Source organism: Candidatus Eisenbacteria bacterium, assembly GCA_016867715.1.
In the GTDB taxonomy this organism is placed as follows: domain Bacteria; phylum Orphanbacterota; class Orphanbacteria; order Orphanbacterales; family Orphanbacteraceae; genus VGIW01.
The window spans coordinates 1-15,709 of the sequence record VGIW01000008.1 but is presented as its reverse complement, the minus strand read 5'-3'; the positions used below and the strand labels follow the sequence as shown (position 1 = coordinate 15,709).

Annotated in this window: 11 protein-coding genes; 6 read left to right on the top strand and 5 right to left on the bottom strand. The window is 64.0% G+C overall.

Features of this window, described 5'->3' with window-relative positions; translation table 11 throughout:
- Positions 1 to 114: 114 nt before the first annotated feature.
- The 4 genes from amrS (at position 115) to FJY73_02900 (ending at position 6,271) form a co-directional block, all read left to right on the top strand.
- Positions 115 to 1,350 carry an AmmeMemoRadiSam system radical SAM enzyme gene (amrS, locus tag FJY73_02915; protein MBM3319609.1) on the top strand — a complete coding sequence of 412 codons (1,236 nt, stop codon included), beginning with the start codon at positions 115 to 117 and terminating at the stop codon, positions 1,348 to 1,350.
- A gap of 283 nt (positions 1,351 to 1,633) precedes the next feature.
- Positions 1,634 to 3,127, top strand: coding sequence for an AmmeMemoRadiSam system protein B (gene amrB, locus FJY73_02910; protein MBM3319608.1), 1,494 nt, complete (start codon positions 1,634 to 1,636; stop codon positions 3,125 to 3,127).
- 69 nt (positions 3,128 to 3,196) lie between these two features.
- Positions 3,197 to 5,302 (top strand): hypothetical protein, encoded by a 2,106-nt coding sequence (locus FJY73_02905; GenBank protein ID MBM3319607.1) that lies wholly within the window; start codon positions 3,197 to 3,199, stop codon positions 5,300 to 5,302.
- 33 nt (positions 5,303 to 5,335) lie between these two features.
- On the top strand, positions 5,336 to 6,271 hold the full coding sequence (locus FJY73_02900; protein ID MBM3319606.1) for a Ppx/GppA family phosphatase: 936 nt from the start codon (positions 5,336 to 5,338) through the stop codon (positions 6,269 to 6,271).
- Here the strand turns inward: FJY73_02900 and FJY73_02895 are convergent.
- The 5 genes from FJY73_02895 to FJY73_02875 all read right to left on the bottom strand — a co-directional run bounded on the left by FJY73_02895 (position 6,213) and on the right by FJY73_02875 (position 12,135).
- Positions 6,213 to 9,230 carry a hypothetical protein gene (locus FJY73_02895; protein ID MBM3319605.1) on the bottom strand — a complete coding sequence of 1,006 codons (3,018 nt, stop codon included), beginning with the start codon at positions 9,228 to 9,230 and terminating at the stop codon, positions 6,213 to 6,215. The genes FJY73_02900 and FJY73_02895 overlap by 59 nt on opposite strands.
- Positions 9,231 to 9,333: 103 nt before the next feature.
- Positions 9,334 to 9,909, bottom strand: coding sequence for a 2-oxoacid:acceptor oxidoreductase family protein (locus FJY73_02890; protein ID MBM3319604.1), 576 nt, complete (start codon positions 9,907 to 9,909; stop codon positions 9,334 to 9,336).
- A complete protein-coding gene (locus tag FJY73_02885; protein MBM3319603.1) occupies positions 9,906 to 10,703 on the bottom strand; it encodes a 2-oxoacid:ferredoxin oxidoreductase subunit beta in 798 nt (265 codons plus the stop codon). The genes FJY73_02890 and FJY73_02885 overlap by 4 nt, the downstream gene beginning before the upstream one ends.
- An 83-nt stretch (positions 10,704 to 10,786) precedes the next feature.
- Positions 10,787 to 11,956, bottom strand: a complete 1,170-nt coding sequence (locus FJY73_02880; protein ID MBM3319602.1) for a 2-oxoacid:acceptor oxidoreductase subunit alpha — start codon at positions 11,954 to 11,956, stop codon at positions 10,787 to 10,789.
- 8 nt (positions 11,957 to 11,964) lie between these two features.
- Complete coding sequence (locus FJY73_02875; protein ID MBM3319601.1) at positions 11,965 to 12,135, bottom strand: 4Fe-4S binding protein; 171 nt, start codon at positions 12,133 to 12,135, stop codon at positions 11,965 to 11,967.
- Between the two features lie 432 nt (positions 12,136 to 12,567).
- Here FJY73_02875 and FJY73_02870 point away from each other — a divergent pair, with 432 nt between their 5' ends.
- Both FJY73_02870 and FJY73_02865 read left to right on the top strand, forming a co-directional pair.
- Positions 12,568 to 14,211 carry a phosphoenolpyruvate carboxykinase (ATP) gene (locus tag FJY73_02870; protein MBM3319600.1) on the top strand — a complete coding sequence of 548 codons (1,644 nt, stop codon included), beginning with the start codon at positions 12,568 to 12,570 and terminating at the stop codon, positions 14,209 to 14,211.
- A gap of 209 nt (positions 14,212 to 14,420) precedes the next feature.
- Positions 14,421 to 15,530 (top strand): aminopeptidase, encoded by a 1,110-nt coding sequence (locus FJY73_02865; GenBank protein MBM3319599.1) that lies wholly within the window; start codon positions 14,421 to 14,423, stop codon positions 15,528 to 15,530.
- Positions 15,531 to 15,709 lie beyond the last annotated feature (179 nt).

The following is a 15,709-nucleotide window of genomic DNA, read 5'->3' as shown; positions in this document are numbered from 1 at the left end:
CGACCGCCTCGGTCGGTCGGGCCGCATCTCCGCTCGGGGATTGCCGCGTCGCGACAAATGTGAGAAGATAAGAACGAATCCCCGATGCACGCGGCGAGCGTGCGAGCGGAAGAGATGGCCGAACGCGGACTGACGAGACGCCGATTCCTCGCGTGCACCGGGCGCGCCGGTGCGGTCGGGGGGGCGCTCCTCTTGGCGGCCCCACCCTGGCTGGAGGCGCTTTTCGGCCGGTCCGTCGAGGCGGCGGCCCGCGGAGCGAGTCCCCTCGCGCAAGGTGCCCCGGAGGCCTCTTATTGGTCCTCCGTCGCGGGAGCAGCCGGGAACTGCGCGCGCTGCCACGCGGACGCCGATGCGCTCGACCCCGCCTTCGAGCACGACCCCCGGCTTGTGAAGTGCTTTCTCTGCGCGCACGAGTGTGCGATCCAGGGCGGCGAACGCGGCCGGTGTCGCGTGCGCGAGAACGTCGGCGGTACGCTCAGGACGCTCTCCTACGGCCGTCCGGCGGCAGTCCACACCGATCCGATCGAGAAGAAGCCCTTCTATCATTTCCTCCCCGGGTCTCTCGCCTACTCGATCGGAACGGCGGGCTGTCCGCTTCGATGCAGGTTCTGCCAGAACTGGGAGCTTTCGCAGGCGAGCCCGGAGGATCTGAACGCGCCCGAGATCACTCCGGCTGCGATCGTGCGGGGCGCGGAGCGCAACGGGGCGCCCGTGATCGCGTTCACCTACAACGAGCCGACCGTCTTCTTCGAGTACATACGGGATATCGTGAACGAGGGGAAACCTCGCGGAATCCGTCATGTCCTCGTCAGTTGCGGTTTCATGAATTCCGAGCCGCTCGCCGAGTTCTGCACGATACTCGACGCGATCAAGATCGATCTCAAGGGATATAGCGAGGACTTCTATCGGAACGTATGCGGGGCGGACCTCGCGCCCGTTCTCCGCACGATCCGGACGATCGCGGCGAAAGGAGTCCATCTGGAGATCGTCAACCTCGTCGTTCCCACTCTCAATGATTCGGAAGAAGACCTGAAGGGTCTTTGTGAATGGGTAGTCGGCGAGGCGGGGCCGGACGTCCCTGTGCACTTCACTCGTTTTCATCCGGATTATCAATTGATGAACCTTCCGCCGACCCCAATCTCGACGCTGGAACGCGCGCGGGAGATCGCTCTCGCCGCGGGTCTTCGCTATCCATACGTCGGCAACGTTCCCGGGCATCCGGGGAACCATACCTTCTGCCCTGGGTGCGGGGAGATCGTCGTGGAACGGAGGGGCTTCTCCGTCCGCGCGGCGCGCCTGAAGGGAGGGGCGTGTGAGGCTTGCGGCACCGCGATCGCGGGCCTCTGGTAGCCTGGGCTCCGCGCGCGTTTTCTACTGCGGGCGGGGATCTCGGGCTGCGAGGCCTCCCTTCCGTCGCCGCTTCCTCAGTGTAGCGCCGGGGCTACGCTTCCGGAAGCGGCTCGTCCAGGTCGGCCTCTCGCCGCGCGCTTCCCGCCCTCGCGACGAAAACGCGCGCGGAGCCCAGGCTACACGGATCTCCCTTCCTCCCCTCCGCGTTTTCTACTGCGGGCGGGGATCTCGGGCTGGCAACAGCGGCTCACCCGTCCCGCTTGGTGGGCTCGTCTTTCTCATATTGACTGCCCTCATCATCGCCGGTCCGGGCGAGGCGCTCGGAGAAACCCGTCCCGAGGCGGTTGCGGGGAGTTTCTATCCTGCGGATCCATCCGAGCTTCGCCGGGCGATCGACTGCTACCTCGAGGACGCGGTCGACCGGCCGGTCCCCGGTCCGATGGCTCTCATCGCGCCGCACGCCGGCTACATCTATTCCGCGCAGATCGCGGCAGACGCCTACAAACAAGCCGCGGACCTCAATCCTTCGACCGTGATCATTATTGGAACGAACCATACGGTCCCGGCCTTTCGGGGCGCCGCTGTTTGGGCGGAAGGCTCCTTCCGCACGCCGCTCGGAGAAGTCCCCGTCGACGCGGAGTTCGCGAAGAAGCTGCTGAGGTCGGACGGGCGCTTCGTCTCGCGAAAGGACGCGCACGAGAGGGAGCACTCGGTCGAGGTTCAGGTTCCGTTCATCCAGGTGCTCTTCCCGAGGGCGAAGATCGTGCCTGTCGTCGTCGGGAGCGCCGATCCGGATCTCTGCGATGCTCTCGGCGACGCGCTCGCCGACGCGGCCGCGGATCGGGGAGCGCTGATCGTCGCGAGCACGGATCTCTCCCACTATCCGGCGCAAGACGACGCGGCGACGACCGACGGGAGGGTTCTTCGGGCGATCGCCGCGGGCGATCCGGACTCGGTGCGGGCGACGATCCGCCGCGAGATGAACCGGGGCATCCCGGGGCTCTCCACGGCCGCGTGCGGCGAAGCGCCGATACTCGTGGTCATGCGCGCGGCAAGAAGACTAGGCGCGCCGTACGGGGTCGCCGTGAGCTACGCGAACTCCGGAGATGCCGCAATCGGAGATCCGGGGCGAGTCGTCGGGTACGGCGCGGTCGTGTTTGGGACCGGCGTGACCTCCCCCGACTTCTCCGGCCTCGACCGGCCGAGCGCGAAGGGGGACGGCTCGCCGCTCCGCGCGGATCAGAAGCGTGCTCTTCTTCGCCACGCGCGGTGCACAATCGATCAGTACCTTCGGACGCGCACCGCGCCTCTTCCGCGCGCCGACGATCCGGAGCTCCTCGTCGCGAGGGGCGCCTTCGTCACGCTGAAGAAGAACGGAGAGCTGAGGGGGTGCATCGGACACATGGGAGAGGATCGGCCTCTCTATCGTGTCGTGTCGGAGACGGCTCTCAAGTCGGCCTTCAGCGATCGCCGCTTCGCTCCCCTGACGCTCGAGGAGTGGGGCGAGATCGCAATCGAGATCTCGGTTCTCACGCCGAGGCGGAGAGTCGCAAAGCCGGGAGACATCGTGGTCGGCCGGGACGGCGTCGTGATCGAAAAGGACGGAAGGTCCGCCATCTTTCTCCCGCAGGTGGCGCCCGAACAAGGATGGAGCCGCGAGGAGATGCTCGATCATCTCTGCGCGAAAGCGGGTCTTCCGGGCGGCTGTTGGAAGAAGGAAGCGCGACTCTTCGTGTTTCAAGCGGATGTCTTTCACGAAGAAGAAGTCGTGCGATAAACGATCCGCCGCGCCCGGACCGACCGGCCGAGAAACACCGGTCGAGTTTCTGCCGGATCATAACTAGAGATGCAGTTCGTCCTGATCTTCATCGGGTTCTTCTCGATTCTCGCCCAGGTCGTTCTCATTCGGGAATCGGCGGTCGCGTTCTTCGGGAGCGAGCTCGTCGTTCTTCTATCCATCGCTTTCTGGATGATCGGCACCGGCGCGGGGGCTTTCGCCGGACGGAGGGGATGGGGCGGGACCGGCGCGGAGCCGGCGCCGTGCCTCGCGCTGGCCGGCCTCGCGTTGCCCGCAACCGTCGCGCTCGCCAGGGGCGCGCGTCTTCTCCTTCGCGCGACGCCGGGAGCCTATCTCCCCCTGGAACAGCAGGTCGTCGTGCTGGCGATCGTGCTCGCGCCCGCCGGATTCATCCTCGGGCTATCGTTCGTTCAAGCCGCGCGGCGCTCGCGCGCTCTCGGCGGAGGCTTCGGGGTCGCGTATGGGCTCGAGTCGCTCGGCGGGGTGGCGGGGGGCATCGCGTCCGTTCTTCTTCTCGCCGCAGGAGCTCCCGCCTCGGCGGTCGCGCTTCTCCTCGGGTCTTCGGCTCTCTTCGTCGCGTCGTTCTTCCCGCGCCTCGGCGCGTCGTCTCGTCTTCTCTTCCGCGTTGGCGGGAGCGCGCTCCTCGGAGTGCTTCTTCTCGCGGGCGACGACGTCGACCGAAAGACCCAGCGGTGGCAACTCCCATCGCTTCTCGCGAGCCGCGACTCCCCCTACGGCCGGATCACGCTGACGGAGAGGGGGGGACAGATCGCGGTCTTCGAAAACGGCGCGCTCTCGTTCGACACGGAGAGCACGAATCCTGAGGAGCTCGTCCATCTCGCGCTGATCCAGAGGGAATCTCCGAGAGAAGTTCTTCTCGTTGGGGGCTCGATGACCGGCGCGGCGGTCGAGGCTCGGAAGCATCGCCCCGATCGGATCGACGTAGTGGAAACGGACCGCGCCCTATTGGAGCTCGGCCGGAAGCATCTGCCGGAGGATCGGCGAGTTTCGGAAGGAGCGCCGGACGTTCGGCTTCTTGTCGGCGATCCGAGGCGGGAAGTGCGGCGGGCCGCGAGCCGCTACGACGCCGTTCTTATCGACGGGCCTGATCCGGGTGCAGGCGCTTCGAACCGGTTCTTCACACGCGAGTTCTTCCGCGATTCCGCGCGCGCCCTTCGGCCCGGGGGTGTGCTCGCCTTTCGGCTCGCCTCCGCGGAGCAACTCTGGACGCCGCTTCTCGCGCGAAGAAACGCCAGCATCCACCGAGCCCTGCGAGAGACGTTCTCGGATGTCGTCGTTCTGCCCGGCGCCTCGAACATCTTTCTCGCCTCCGACGAGCCCCTCGATCGGGACCACGGCGCGCTCGGCCGCCGTCTCCGAGAACGAGCGATCGAAACTCGACTCGTGAACGATACATACGTTCGCTATCTCTATACGAATGACCGCTTCGCTTCGATCGACGAGAAGATGCGCGGGCTTCTCGTGCCGGTCAACTCGGACAGACGGCCGATCTGCTACTCCTTCACGATTCTCCTCTGGCTCTCTCGCTTTCATAGGCCCTTCGCCGATCTCGATCTTCCCGGGGGAGCCTGGATCTGGGCGTTTCTCGTCTTGCTCTTCGCCGTCTTCTTTCGGATGCGCGGCGGGTCTCCCCGAGCCGATGCGCTTCTCGTCGCGCTTGCCGGTTTCGCGGGGGTTGTGATCGAGTTCGCGGTCCTTCTTCGGTTTCAGACTGCGAGCGGGGTCTTGTATCGCGATGTCGGTCTTCTTCTCGCCGGGTTCATGGGAGGTCTGGCGCTCTCGCCTTGGGCGGGGAGGCTCGCCGCGCGCGCGCCGGGCGGCGGCCGAATCTTGCTTCTCTTGCTGGCCGCGCACTCGCTCCTCACGATCGCCTTCTTCCGATGGGGCGTCGCGGGTTCGGTTCCGGTCTTCTTTGCGTGGCTTCTTCTCGGGGCTCTTCTCGTGGGGGCGATCTTCTGCCGCGCAGCGGAAAGGAGAGGTGCGTCCGGCGAGACGCTCTACGCGGCGGACCTCATCGGGGGGAGCGCCGGCGCGCTCGCCGGAAGCGTTCTCTTCCTTCCGGTGCTCGGGATGGACTATGCAGTTCTCTGGGTGGCGGCGGCCGCCTTGATCGGTTTGTTGATTGCGGATTGACCGCGCTTTGGGCGGAACGGAGGGAACGAAGGGATGCAGGAATCCCGCAAGAGACGCGGATCGGAAACACGGGCGGCGATCGACATCGGGACGAACTCGGTGAAGCTGCTCATCGCGAGTGTCTCTCTTGCCGGCATCGAGGTCGTCGAGGAACGGGTCGCCGTCACGCGTCTCGGGAAGGACCTTCACGCGCGAGGCCGGATCGGGGAGGAAGCTGCGGAGAGAACCCTCGGTGTCCTTGCGGAGTTCCTCGAGGCCGCTCGAGAGCGGGGCGCGCGAGGCGTCGTGGTCGTCGGAACGATGGGGCTGAGGACGGCCGGGAACGCGGACGAGTTTCTCGCTCGGTCGCGCGCTCTCGGCGTCTCGATCGAGATCCTCTCCGGCGAAGAAGAGGCGAGGCTCTCCTACCGCGGAGCCCGTTCGATCCTGGGCCGCGCCGAAGGGGAGACATGTGTGTTCGACATAGGAGGCGGGAGCGTCGAGTTCGCGAGCGGCAGCGGCGATCGGATCGAGAGAACGGTCAGCCTTCCGATCGGCGTCCGGTTTCTGACCGATCGGTTTCTCCGCTCGGATCCGGTCGCCGCGCGGGAACTCGAGGAGCTTTTGCTTCATGTGACAAGCGCTCTTTCTGGTCTTCCTCTCTGTGCGGAAGCGCCGATCGGCGTCGGGGGAACCGCTGCGACGATCGCGGCGGTCATGAGACGGACGGAGCCCTTCGATCCGGCGGGTACGAGAGGGGCCGAGGTCGCTCTCGTCGAGCTCGAACGCCAGATCGATCTCTTGCGGCCCCTTTCGGTCGAGGAACGCAAGAAGATCAAGGGTCTTCCGCCCGAACGCGCCGACGTGATTCTCGCGGGAGCGGCGGTGGCGCGCGCGGCGCTCCTGAAGCTGGGGGCGCCGAAGTTCGTCGTCAGCGATCGAGGGCTTCGGCACGGCCTTCTGGAGGAGAGGTTCCTCCCTCGAACTTGACGGCGTCCCGGATGAGCCGATCGAGGCTCTCGGCGACCCGGGAGGAGTGCTTCGCATGGTCGCGGAGGAGCTTCTCGCCGGCGGTGAGGCCGTCGGAGGAACGATAGCCGAGCAGCTCGGCCGGGCGCCCCATGAAGGCGGGGTTCAGCACGTTGACCGGGGCGACCGAGAGTCGGTAGACGTCCCGAAGGCGATTCAGGAACTGATACGATTCCTTCAACTCCTTGAACTCCCAGCGCTGTCCGGGGCACTTCTCGGCGAGCACGTCCCAGAAGCGCCCTCCGATCGGTTCCCGGATCCGGTACATCACCTTCCAGAGGAGCATTCCCATTTCCAGGTCCCTGAGACCGCCCCGGCACTCCTTGATGTCGAACTCCGTTCCCTCGCATTGTTCGCCCATGAAGCTTCTCCGGGACTCGATCTCACCGATCACCGAGATCGTGTAGATGTCTTTGTTCTCGTAGATGCAGCCTTCGACGATCCGGCGGTTGAATTCCGCTTCCAGGCGGCTGCTCCCGACGATTTGGCGGGCGCCGAGAAGCTGGGACATGTCGACGTAAGACGTCTTCCCCTCGCCGCGCAGGAAGCTCTCGAGTTCAGAGAAACGCGTCACGAAACTCCCGAATCGATCGGCCAGGTGGTATTGCGGCATGATGCCTCTCCGGCTGATCTCCCGGTTGAGACGCGTGATGATCTGGTTCGTGTACTCATGGACGTCTTCCGAATCGGAGTTAAGGAGGACAATGAGATCGTAGTCGTCTTGGTGTGCCCGCTCGCGCGCATGACCCCCGGCGACGAAGAGAGCGAGCAAATCGTGTGTGTGAAGACGCCGCCCCTGTTCGGCGTCCACTTCCGCCTTGCAAATATCGAAGAGGATTTCGAGGAAGTAGTCGGCGAACTCGGTGAATTCCGCGTCAAGCTGGGAGAGAGGCATTCCTTGAAGCGTGGCGAGACCGATCCGAAGGAACTGCAGGTCGTAGTAGGCGCCGAGTTCCTTCTTCTGCTGGTCGTGGGAAGGCAGGCGGAGAAGATCCGCGAGAATCCCCTTCGTGATCCGGTCGAGCTTCTTGAGGTCGCCGAAGTAGAGAAGATACTCAGGATGATTCTCGCACACGCGGTCGATCGATCTCCGGAAGAACCGGCTCGATCGGCGGAGGATCTCGCAGAGACGCACGAGCCAATCTCGCCAACGCCCCGCCTGCGCGTCCCAGACTTCCCCTCCGAGCTTGGAGTGAAACTCCGCCAGGGAACGGTCGTCCATGAGGGTCAGATAGCGGTAGGTCATGAAGGGGTAATGAACGAAGACGGTCGCGAGGCGCCGAATATCGTCCGGCGTTCCCTGGATTGTGTCCAGAAAGGCCCGGTTCAAGCCCTCGAACACCTCGCGAGCGCCTCGCTTTCGCGTATTTCGTCCGAACACGACCAGCAGGCGCTCGAGCGTATAGAACGTCTCGTATCCCCAGGAGGCGTAGTACTTCAGGACTTGCGTGCGATGGGACTCATCGAGAGCGAACATGTCGGTAAGGAACCGATCGAGCAGGTCGCCTCGTTCATTCTCAAGCGCCTCGAGGAGATCGTTCCAATACTTGATGCCCTGGAAGTAGCGCACGTGGCGAAGAAAGCCGACGGGAAGATTCCTCTTGGGAACCGCCCCCTCATCCTGGGCGTCCGGTCGCATCCATGTGGAAAAGACGGAGGTCTTCCGGATGTGCTCGGACAAGAGCGGCACGAGCGATCGAACGGTCTGGCGGCCGCGCCGAACATGCTGGAAATACCGAACGAGAAGCTGCTCGCGCGCGCGGATGACCCCAACGTCTTCGTATCCCATCGTGAGAGCGACCTGCTGGAGGGTGTTCTGCTCGACCGGATTGGTAAGATCGATCTCCTCCTCCTGCGCGGAGAACAGCTGGTAGAGATGGCGAAAGGTCTCGACGTGGGTGTAGTTCTTTTCGAGCTCGGCAAGATCCTCCCGATGGCGGCGCACCTTCTTCCCGAGAAGCCGCATCGCCTCCCATCGATCCGACTCCTCGATCCGATAGACGCATCGGTAGGCGCTCACGATCGCCCCGACCAAGCGGAGGAGGTCTTCCTTGGGGTGAATCCGCTCGGGCTCGTGCGGCCAGAGTAAGAGCGATTCGATCTCCCCCAGCAGCCCGCGGAGATACCCCTCGTGCTCTCGGTTCTCGCCGCGAGGCCGGTAGTAGTACCGGCCGATGATCCGTCTCCGGAAGCGGTTGAACAGCTCCTGGCTGCCGACGAGCGGGTAGACGGAGAGGATCTCCGTCACGCTCACGAAGTCGAGTATCTTCTTATCGAGGCGCCGGCGGTACTCGTCGATCGAGGCCGTGTAGTTCTCTACCCCGACGTGCTCGGAGAGATAGAAATCGGGCACGCTCGCGTAGCGCATCATCTCCCGGGCCGTCCTCGCGATCGCGCGGTTCAGGTTGACGCGCGCCCTGCTTCCGTCATCGATGATGCCCAGATCGACATCGTCCTGGTGCATGCGCGTTCCTACCGAACAAACGATGAACTCGGGGCGGGGCTCGTCTCCGAACGAGAGGTCGAGAACGCGCGTCATGTATCCGCTGATCAGCTTGAGGAAGTCGTCTCCGACCCCGCGGATGAAGTCGCGGCAAACGCCTGTGCGGTCATCGGACCCGCTCGCGTCCAATCGCAGGAGGTCGATCGAGCGGATGTTCATCTGGAGAAACTGAATCGAGTAGTAGGTTCCGAGGAGGACGAGCTTCTCCTCGGCGTCGCGGCCCGCCTCGAGAACCGCGTCCATTTCGGCGATGGGATCCTGCGCGAGCTGGCGAAGGTGAACGCGATCGAAGAGGCCCGATTCCTCCAAACGGTCGATGAGAAGCCTGCCGTGCTTGTCGACGGCGTGGACGTGCTTGCGACGGTGGTTCCCAAGCTCTTGGGACCGTTCCTCGAGCCGCCGGAAGTAGCGCAGCATATCCGCTTGTCCGGGCTGCGGGATACGCCCGCGTGTTGGGGTGAGCCGCGCGTGTGCCGCACTCTCCGCGTCGTCTGGGAGGGAGAGCGCGCGTTCCGGGCGGCTAGTTCGCGCCGGGCTTTCCGGCTTCCTCGGCGATGAGCCGGTCGGCCATGGAAAGCCCCAGCTCGAACGCCTTCAGGTTGATCTCCTCCGTCCCCTTCGGCACTCGCGTGAGGATCGCCTCTCGAACCGATTCTTCATCGATCACGTCGGCGATGCGCGTGATGATGCCGAGCGCGACGATGTTCGCGACTATTTCGCGCCCGATCGTCTCCCGCGCCCCCCGGATGACGGGCGCGCGGTACGTCCTGAACGGACCTTCGGGCACCTTCTTCACCGCGTCCGAATCGACGAGAAGGACGCCGGACGGTTTGAGGTCCACGACGTATCGGTCGCACGCCTCTTGCGTGAGAGCGAGCAGAAGATCGAGCCGTACCGCTTTCGGGTAGTCGATGTCCTCGTCGGACAGGATGATCTCGGAGCGGCTGGCCCCGCCGCGCGCCTCGGGACCGTACGACTGGCTCTGGGTGGCGTTGATACCCTGGTAGATCGCGGCAGCCTCCGCGAGGATCTTCCCAGCGAGCACGAGACCTTGGCCCCCCTCGCCGCTCAGACGCATCTCGCAGCGAAAGCTCATAGTTCCTCTCCTCCCGCGACGGCGATGCTCGCGAGCACGACTTCACGCTCGGGAACGTGCAGGTCGACTGGTTTGTCCCGCACGTTTTCGACCAACTTGTCGTAGAGCTCCGTGTATTCCGCTTTTTCCACGTCGACGAGAATGCCTGTTACCAGCTTGTCCTCGAGTTCTTCCGGGCTGAGCGCAGCCGCCTTCTTCACGTCGACCGTTCTTTCCTCGATCCATTCAAGATTGTCGATCGCCTTCCCCATCTTGTTCTGCCGGCCGAACGCTGTGGGGCACGGAGTGAACGCCTCGATCAGCGCGAATCCCTTCTTCCGGATCCCCTTTTCGATGTACTGGCTCAGCTTGACGGGACTCGTCACCGAGCCGCGTGCGACGAACGAGGCGCCGGCGGCGATCGCCAGGCGGGAGATGTCGAACGAGCCCTCCGGGTTGCCGAACGGGGCAGTCGTCGCCCGCATGCCGTGCGGGGTCGTGGGCGAGACCTGTCCTCCGGTCATTCCGTAGATCCAGTTGTTGTAGAGAATCACCGTGATGTCGATGTTGCGCCGCGCAGCGTGGATGAAGTGATTCCCGCCGATTGCGGTCGCGTCGCCGTCGCCTGTGACGACGAGCACCGTGAGCTCCGGGTTCGCGAACTTGACCCCGGTGGCGAACGCGATCGCGCGGCCGTGCGTGGTGTGCAGCGTGTTGAAGTCGACATACCCGGTCGCTCGGCTCGAGCAGCCGATGCCCGAGACGACCGTGATCTTGTTCTTGTCGAGGCCGATCCGGTCGATCGCGCCGAGCATTCCCTTGAGAACGATTCCGTTCCCGCACCCGGTGCACCAGATCAGCGGGAACTTCTTGATGCGCAGGTATTTTTCGAAGTCGATCACTTTCCCCTCGCTGCCGCGCGGATCGCGTCAAGAACGTGCTGCGGATGGATCGGTTCTCCGTCGATGCGGTTGACTCTGTGAACACGGGCTTTCCCGCAGGCCGCCCATTCCACTTCATGGGCGAGCTGGCCGAGGTTCATCTCGGGAACCACGATGTCCGAAACGCGGTTCGCCATCTCGCGGATCGGCTTCTCCGGGAACGGCCAGATCGTGAGGAGCGAGAGGATGGAGACGGGAATGCCCTCCTCGCGAGCGAGGCGGACCGCGTAGGAAGCGGAGCGAGCCGTCGAGCCGTAAGCGACGACGCCGATCCGCGCGTTCTCGTTCGCATCTTCTTCCACTTGGATGATCCGGTCCGCATGACGGTCGATCTTCCGGTTCAGGCGCCGGAGCATGTGCTCGATCTTCTCCGGGTTGTTCGTCGGAAAACCGGTTTCGTCGTGCACGAGACCCGTCACGTGGAAACGATGCCCCTCTCCGAAGCTCGCCATCGGCGGTACGTCCGTATCGGTGTCCGGATACGGCAAGTACTCCGTCACGTCGGCCCCGGGCTTCACGCGCTCCACCACGCGGATTCGATCGGGGAGAGTCACCTTCTCGTTGACGTGGCCGATGATTTCGTCGAGGAGGAGGATCACCGGCGTGCGGTACGTCTCCGCGAGGTTGAACGAGCGAACGGTGAAATCGTACGTCTCGCGTACGCCCCGGGGACAGAGCGCGATGATCGGGTGATCTCCATGCGTTCCCCAGCGGGCCTGCATCACGTCCGATTGCGCCGGAAGCGTGGGGAGTCCCGTGCTCGGTCCTCCGCGCATGACGTTCACGATCACGCATGGGACCTCGGCCATGCAGGCGTAGCCGATGTTCTCCTGCTTGAGCGAGAACCCGGGTCCGCTGGTCGCCGTCAGCGCCTTGGCGCCCGCGAGCGACGCTCCAATCACGGCGCCCATCGCGCCGATTTCGTCTTCCATCTGGATGAACTTCCCGCCGACGCGCGGGAGCAGTTTCGAGAGGACTTCGGCGATCTCTGAGGAAGGCGTGATCGGGTAGCCGCCGAAGAACAGACAGCCGGCCGCGATCGCCGCCTCGGCGCACGCCTCGTTACCGGTCATCACTCGGACCGCGCTCTTGGCGGGTCCAGCATTCGCTTTCGACACGATTGTCATGTTCTCCCCTAGGTCACCTTGATCGCGAAATCCGGACACACCCATACGCAGATCTGGCAGCGCGTGCACTGCTCGGGATGAATCGCGACGGCGAGAACGCCGTTCATCTCGAGCACATCCCGAGGGCAGTACTTCACGCAGAACTCGCACCCTTTGCACCACTCTTCCCGGATCGCGATCGTTGCGGGAGTTTTCTTGGGGGCATCGGGCTCGGCGGACTTCTTCCATCATCACTCCTTGCTGCGCCCAACCTCGCCGTCGCTCAATCATACACGAAGCGGCGGGGAGAATCGCGCGGAACGTGAAAGCAATGTCACAGAACGCGGCGGAACGCAAGAGGAGCCGAGAGGCACCGCCGCGTCCTACCCCGCCCCCTTCGAATCCGTGCGGATCGTACCTCCTAATGAATGATAGCACAACCGGTTAGCGCCCCCGCGGCGGGCGGGAGTCTCAGGGCCTCGGGGCCGGGCGGACCTCCTTTCGGTTTCGTTGCCATCGGGGCCCCGCTCTTCTAGAATAATGTCTCCGATTCGATCGAGGCGGGCACAAACCGTTCACCGGCTCATCCGCACGGGCGTGAGGCATCGACGACGGGAGAGGAGACTCGGATTATGGATCATGCGAAGACGCTCAATCAGGTAATCGCGAAGCACAGGAAGGTGCGCCGCAACCTCAAGCGAAGCGAGATCATCCAGCATGTCATCGACAACAAAGAGGCTCTCGTCTCCGCCAACGGCGCCCTAGCGACGTGGACTCCGCCCGAGTCGACGGGGCGCGCGCCGAAGGACACGGTGATCGTGAGGCGGCCGGGCATCGAGGCGGATATCGACTGGGATTCTCCGAACTGCATTCCCCTCGATCCGGAAACCTTCGACATGCTCTGGAAGGACGGTCTCAAGGTCCTGGCGGCGAAGAAACAGATCTACATCACCGACCGCGTGGTCGGCGCGGATCCTTCCTACGCGCTTCCCATCCGCACCGTTTCGTATTTCGCATCCACGGTGCTCTTCACGGACAACATGTTCCTTCCCCTCCACAAAGAGATGAGCTCGAGCCCGTTCGCCAAGACGCCGTTCCTCCTCTTCGTGCTTCCGTACGACAAGATCCAGACGAAGAAGTACGAGGGCCGGCTCCGCAAGCTCCCGGACGGCAAGACCTCGGACCTGATCGTCGCGATGGATTTCGAGAAGAGGGTGGGGCTCGTCTACGGATCGGCGTACGGCGGAAGCTGCAAGAAGCTCATCTTCACCGTGATGAACTATCTGCTTCCGGGTATCGAAGTTCTTCCCTTGCATTGTTCGGCGAACGAAGACAAGAAGGGGAACTCGGCGCTCCTTCTCGGTCTGTCCGGCACGGGGAAGACGACCCTCTCGGCGGACCCGAGGCGCGCGCTTCTCGGCGACGACGAGCACGGTTGGTGCGACAGCGGAATCGCGAACTTCGAGAACGGCTGCTACGCGAAGCTGATCAACCTCCGCGAGGAGAAGGAGCCCGAGATCTGGAAGGCTACTTTCCACAAGGCGAACCCGCTCAAGCACGGAGCGCTGATCGAGAATTGCATGATGTACCCGGGCGGGGTCTTCGACGTCGACGATGAGCGGCTGACGCCGAATTCCCGGGTCTCCTACCCGCGGACCTTCCTCACGAACTACAAGAAGAACCCGGTGAGCGGACATCCGAAGACGATTCTCTTTCTCGCGGCCGACGCGAACGGCGTGCTGCCGCCGGTCGCGAAACTCGACCAGGACCAAGCGATGCTCTGGTTCCTCATGGGATACACGAGCAAGCTCGCGGGGACGGAGACGGGGGTGAAGGATCCGGTCTCGACCTTCTCCCGCTTCTTCGGGGCTCCCTTCATGCCGCGCAACCCGGATGTCTACGCGCGCCTTCTGGGAGAGAGGCTCGCGCGCCACGGCACGCAGGTCTACTTGGTCAATACCGGGTGGAGCGGCGGTCCGTACGGCGTCGGCTCCCGCATGGACATCAAGCTGACCCGAGCGCTGGTCGACGCGGCCCTTTCCGGGAAGCTCGCGAAGGTTTCCTGCGAACGCGATCCGCTTTTCCACATCGAAGTACCGGTGGAGGTCCCCGGCGTTCCGAAGGAGCTGCTCATCGCGAAGAACACATGGAAGGACAAGGACGCCTACGACGCGCGCGCGCGGAAGCTCGCCCAGGAGTTCAGCGCGGCCTTCGACAAGGCGTACGGCAACAAGGGGATCGACCCTCGCGTCGTTTCCCAGTGCCCGGGGAAGTAGAGGGTCGATTCGAGAGGAGAGAGCGATGGGAGCCCCGGAGTTCTTTCCGGGGCTCTCTCGCATTCGCTCTTCGCGGCCGGCCGCGCGCGCTTTCTCTTCGCGGGAGCCGTCCCGGCTCGCGCAACCTCGGCCTTGTTCCCCTCCGATGAGGAACCGCCGGCCCCCGAGCGACCGGAGCCGGGGGCGTACGACGAAAGGAGACGAAGGAAATGAAAGACCCGCGCGTGGAGCGCCTCGCCCGCCTCATCTGCCGCTACTCGATCGGCGTGAAGAAGGGAGACGCGATCGTGATCGCGTACGAGCCGGTCGGGGAACCTCTCGCGGAGGAGCTCTATCGGGAGACTCTCTCGGCGGGCGGTCATCCGATCCTGCGAATCCAACCCGGTTGGGCCGAGGAGATCTTTTTTCGGGAGGCGGCCCCGCACCAGCTCGATCAAACCTCTCCTTCCGAGCTTCACGAGGCGGAAATGACGCGCGCGAGGATTCTCGTGTGGGCGAAGAGCAACACGAGAAGGAACAGCGGCGTTGACCCGAAGAAGGTCGCTCGCGCGCAAAGAGCGCGTCGCCGAATCGTGGAGACCTATTTCTCCCGAATGGCGAAGAAGGAATGGACCTTCATGATCGCGCCGTTCCCGGTCGAAGCCGAGGCTCAGGAAGCGGACATGGCGCTCTCGGAGTACGAGGACTTCGTCTATCGCGCGCTCTTCGTCGACCGCAAGGACCCGATCGCCGAGTGGAAGAAGATCTCCGCGCGGCAAGCGGCGCTGGTCCGCAGATTCAACCATATCCGCGATCTTCGGATCGTCGGCGAGGACACGGACATCCGCATGTCCGTGAAAGGACGCAAGTGGATCAATTGTGACGGCCACCACAACCTTCCCGACGGCGAGATCTTCACCGGTCCGGTCGAGGACTCCGTCGAAGGAACGATCCGCTACACGTACCCCGCCATCTATCAGGGGCGCGAGGTGACCGATGTCCGGCTCGCCTTCAGGAAGGGGAAGGTCGTGAAAGCGGAGGCGGCGAAAGGGGAGGATCTCTTGAAGAGCCTCCTCGACATGGACGAAGGAGCGCGCCGCGTCGGAGAAGTGGCCGTCGGCACGAACTACGGAATCACGCGCTTCACTCGGAGCATTCTCTTCGACGAGAAGATCGGAGGCTCGATCCACATGGCGGTCGGGCGCTCGATCCCCGAATCCGGAGGCATGAACCAATCGACCCTTCATTGGGACATGATCAAGGACATGCGGAAGGGCGGAGAGATCCATGCGGACGGCAAGGTCGTCTTCAGGAACGGGAAGTTCTTAGCTGAGGTTTGATCCGAAGCTCCGGGCGGCTTCCAAAAGCGAAACGCGCGTGCCGGGAGGCGCGCGCGTTTCTTTGGTACGCTACGGGAGTCTTTCGCTATTCGAGAACGTGGATGTTCCGCTTCGCGCAGATCTTCTTGAGCTGCTTCGGCCAGACGGTGACCGTCACCTCGCCGAGGTGCGCCGTACGG

Bases quoted from the DNA above. Each gene is read 5' to 3' on its own strand.
- FJY73_02870 (MBM3319600.1), top strand. From the start codon at position 12,568: ATGGATCATGCGAAGACGCTCAATCAGGTAATCGCGAAGCACAGGAAG.
- FJY73_02880 (MBM3319602.1), bottom strand. From the start codon at position 11,956: ATGACAATCGTGTCGAAAGCGAATGCTGGACCCGCCAAGAGCGCGGTC.
- FJY73_02890 (MBM3319604.1), bottom strand. From the start codon at position 9,909: ATGAGCTTTCGCTGCGAGATGCGTCTGAGCGGCGAGGGGGGCCAAGGT.
- FJY73_02865 (MBM3319599.1), top strand. From the start codon at position 14,421: ATGAAAGACCCGCGCGTGGAGCGCCTCGCCCGCCTCATCTGCCGCTAC.
- FJY73_02885 (MBM3319603.1), bottom strand. From the start codon at position 10,703: ATGCTCGGCGCGATCGACCGGATCGGCCTCGACAAGAACAAGATCACG.
- FJY73_02905 (MBM3319607.1), top strand. From the start codon at position 3,197: ATGCAGTTCGTCCTGATCTTCATCGGGTTCTTCTCGATTCTCGCCCAG.
- FJY73_02895 (MBM3319605.1), bottom strand. From the start codon at position 9,230: ATGCTGCGCTACTTCCGGCGGCTCGAGGAACGGTCCCAAGAGCTTGGG.
- FJY73_02900 (MBM3319606.1), top strand. From the start codon at position 5,336: ATGCAGGAATCCCGCAAGAGACGCGGATCGGAAACACGGGCGGCGATC.
- amrS (MBM3319609.1), top strand. From the start codon at position 115: ATGGCCGAACGCGGACTGACGAGACGCCGATTCCTCGCGTGCACCGGG.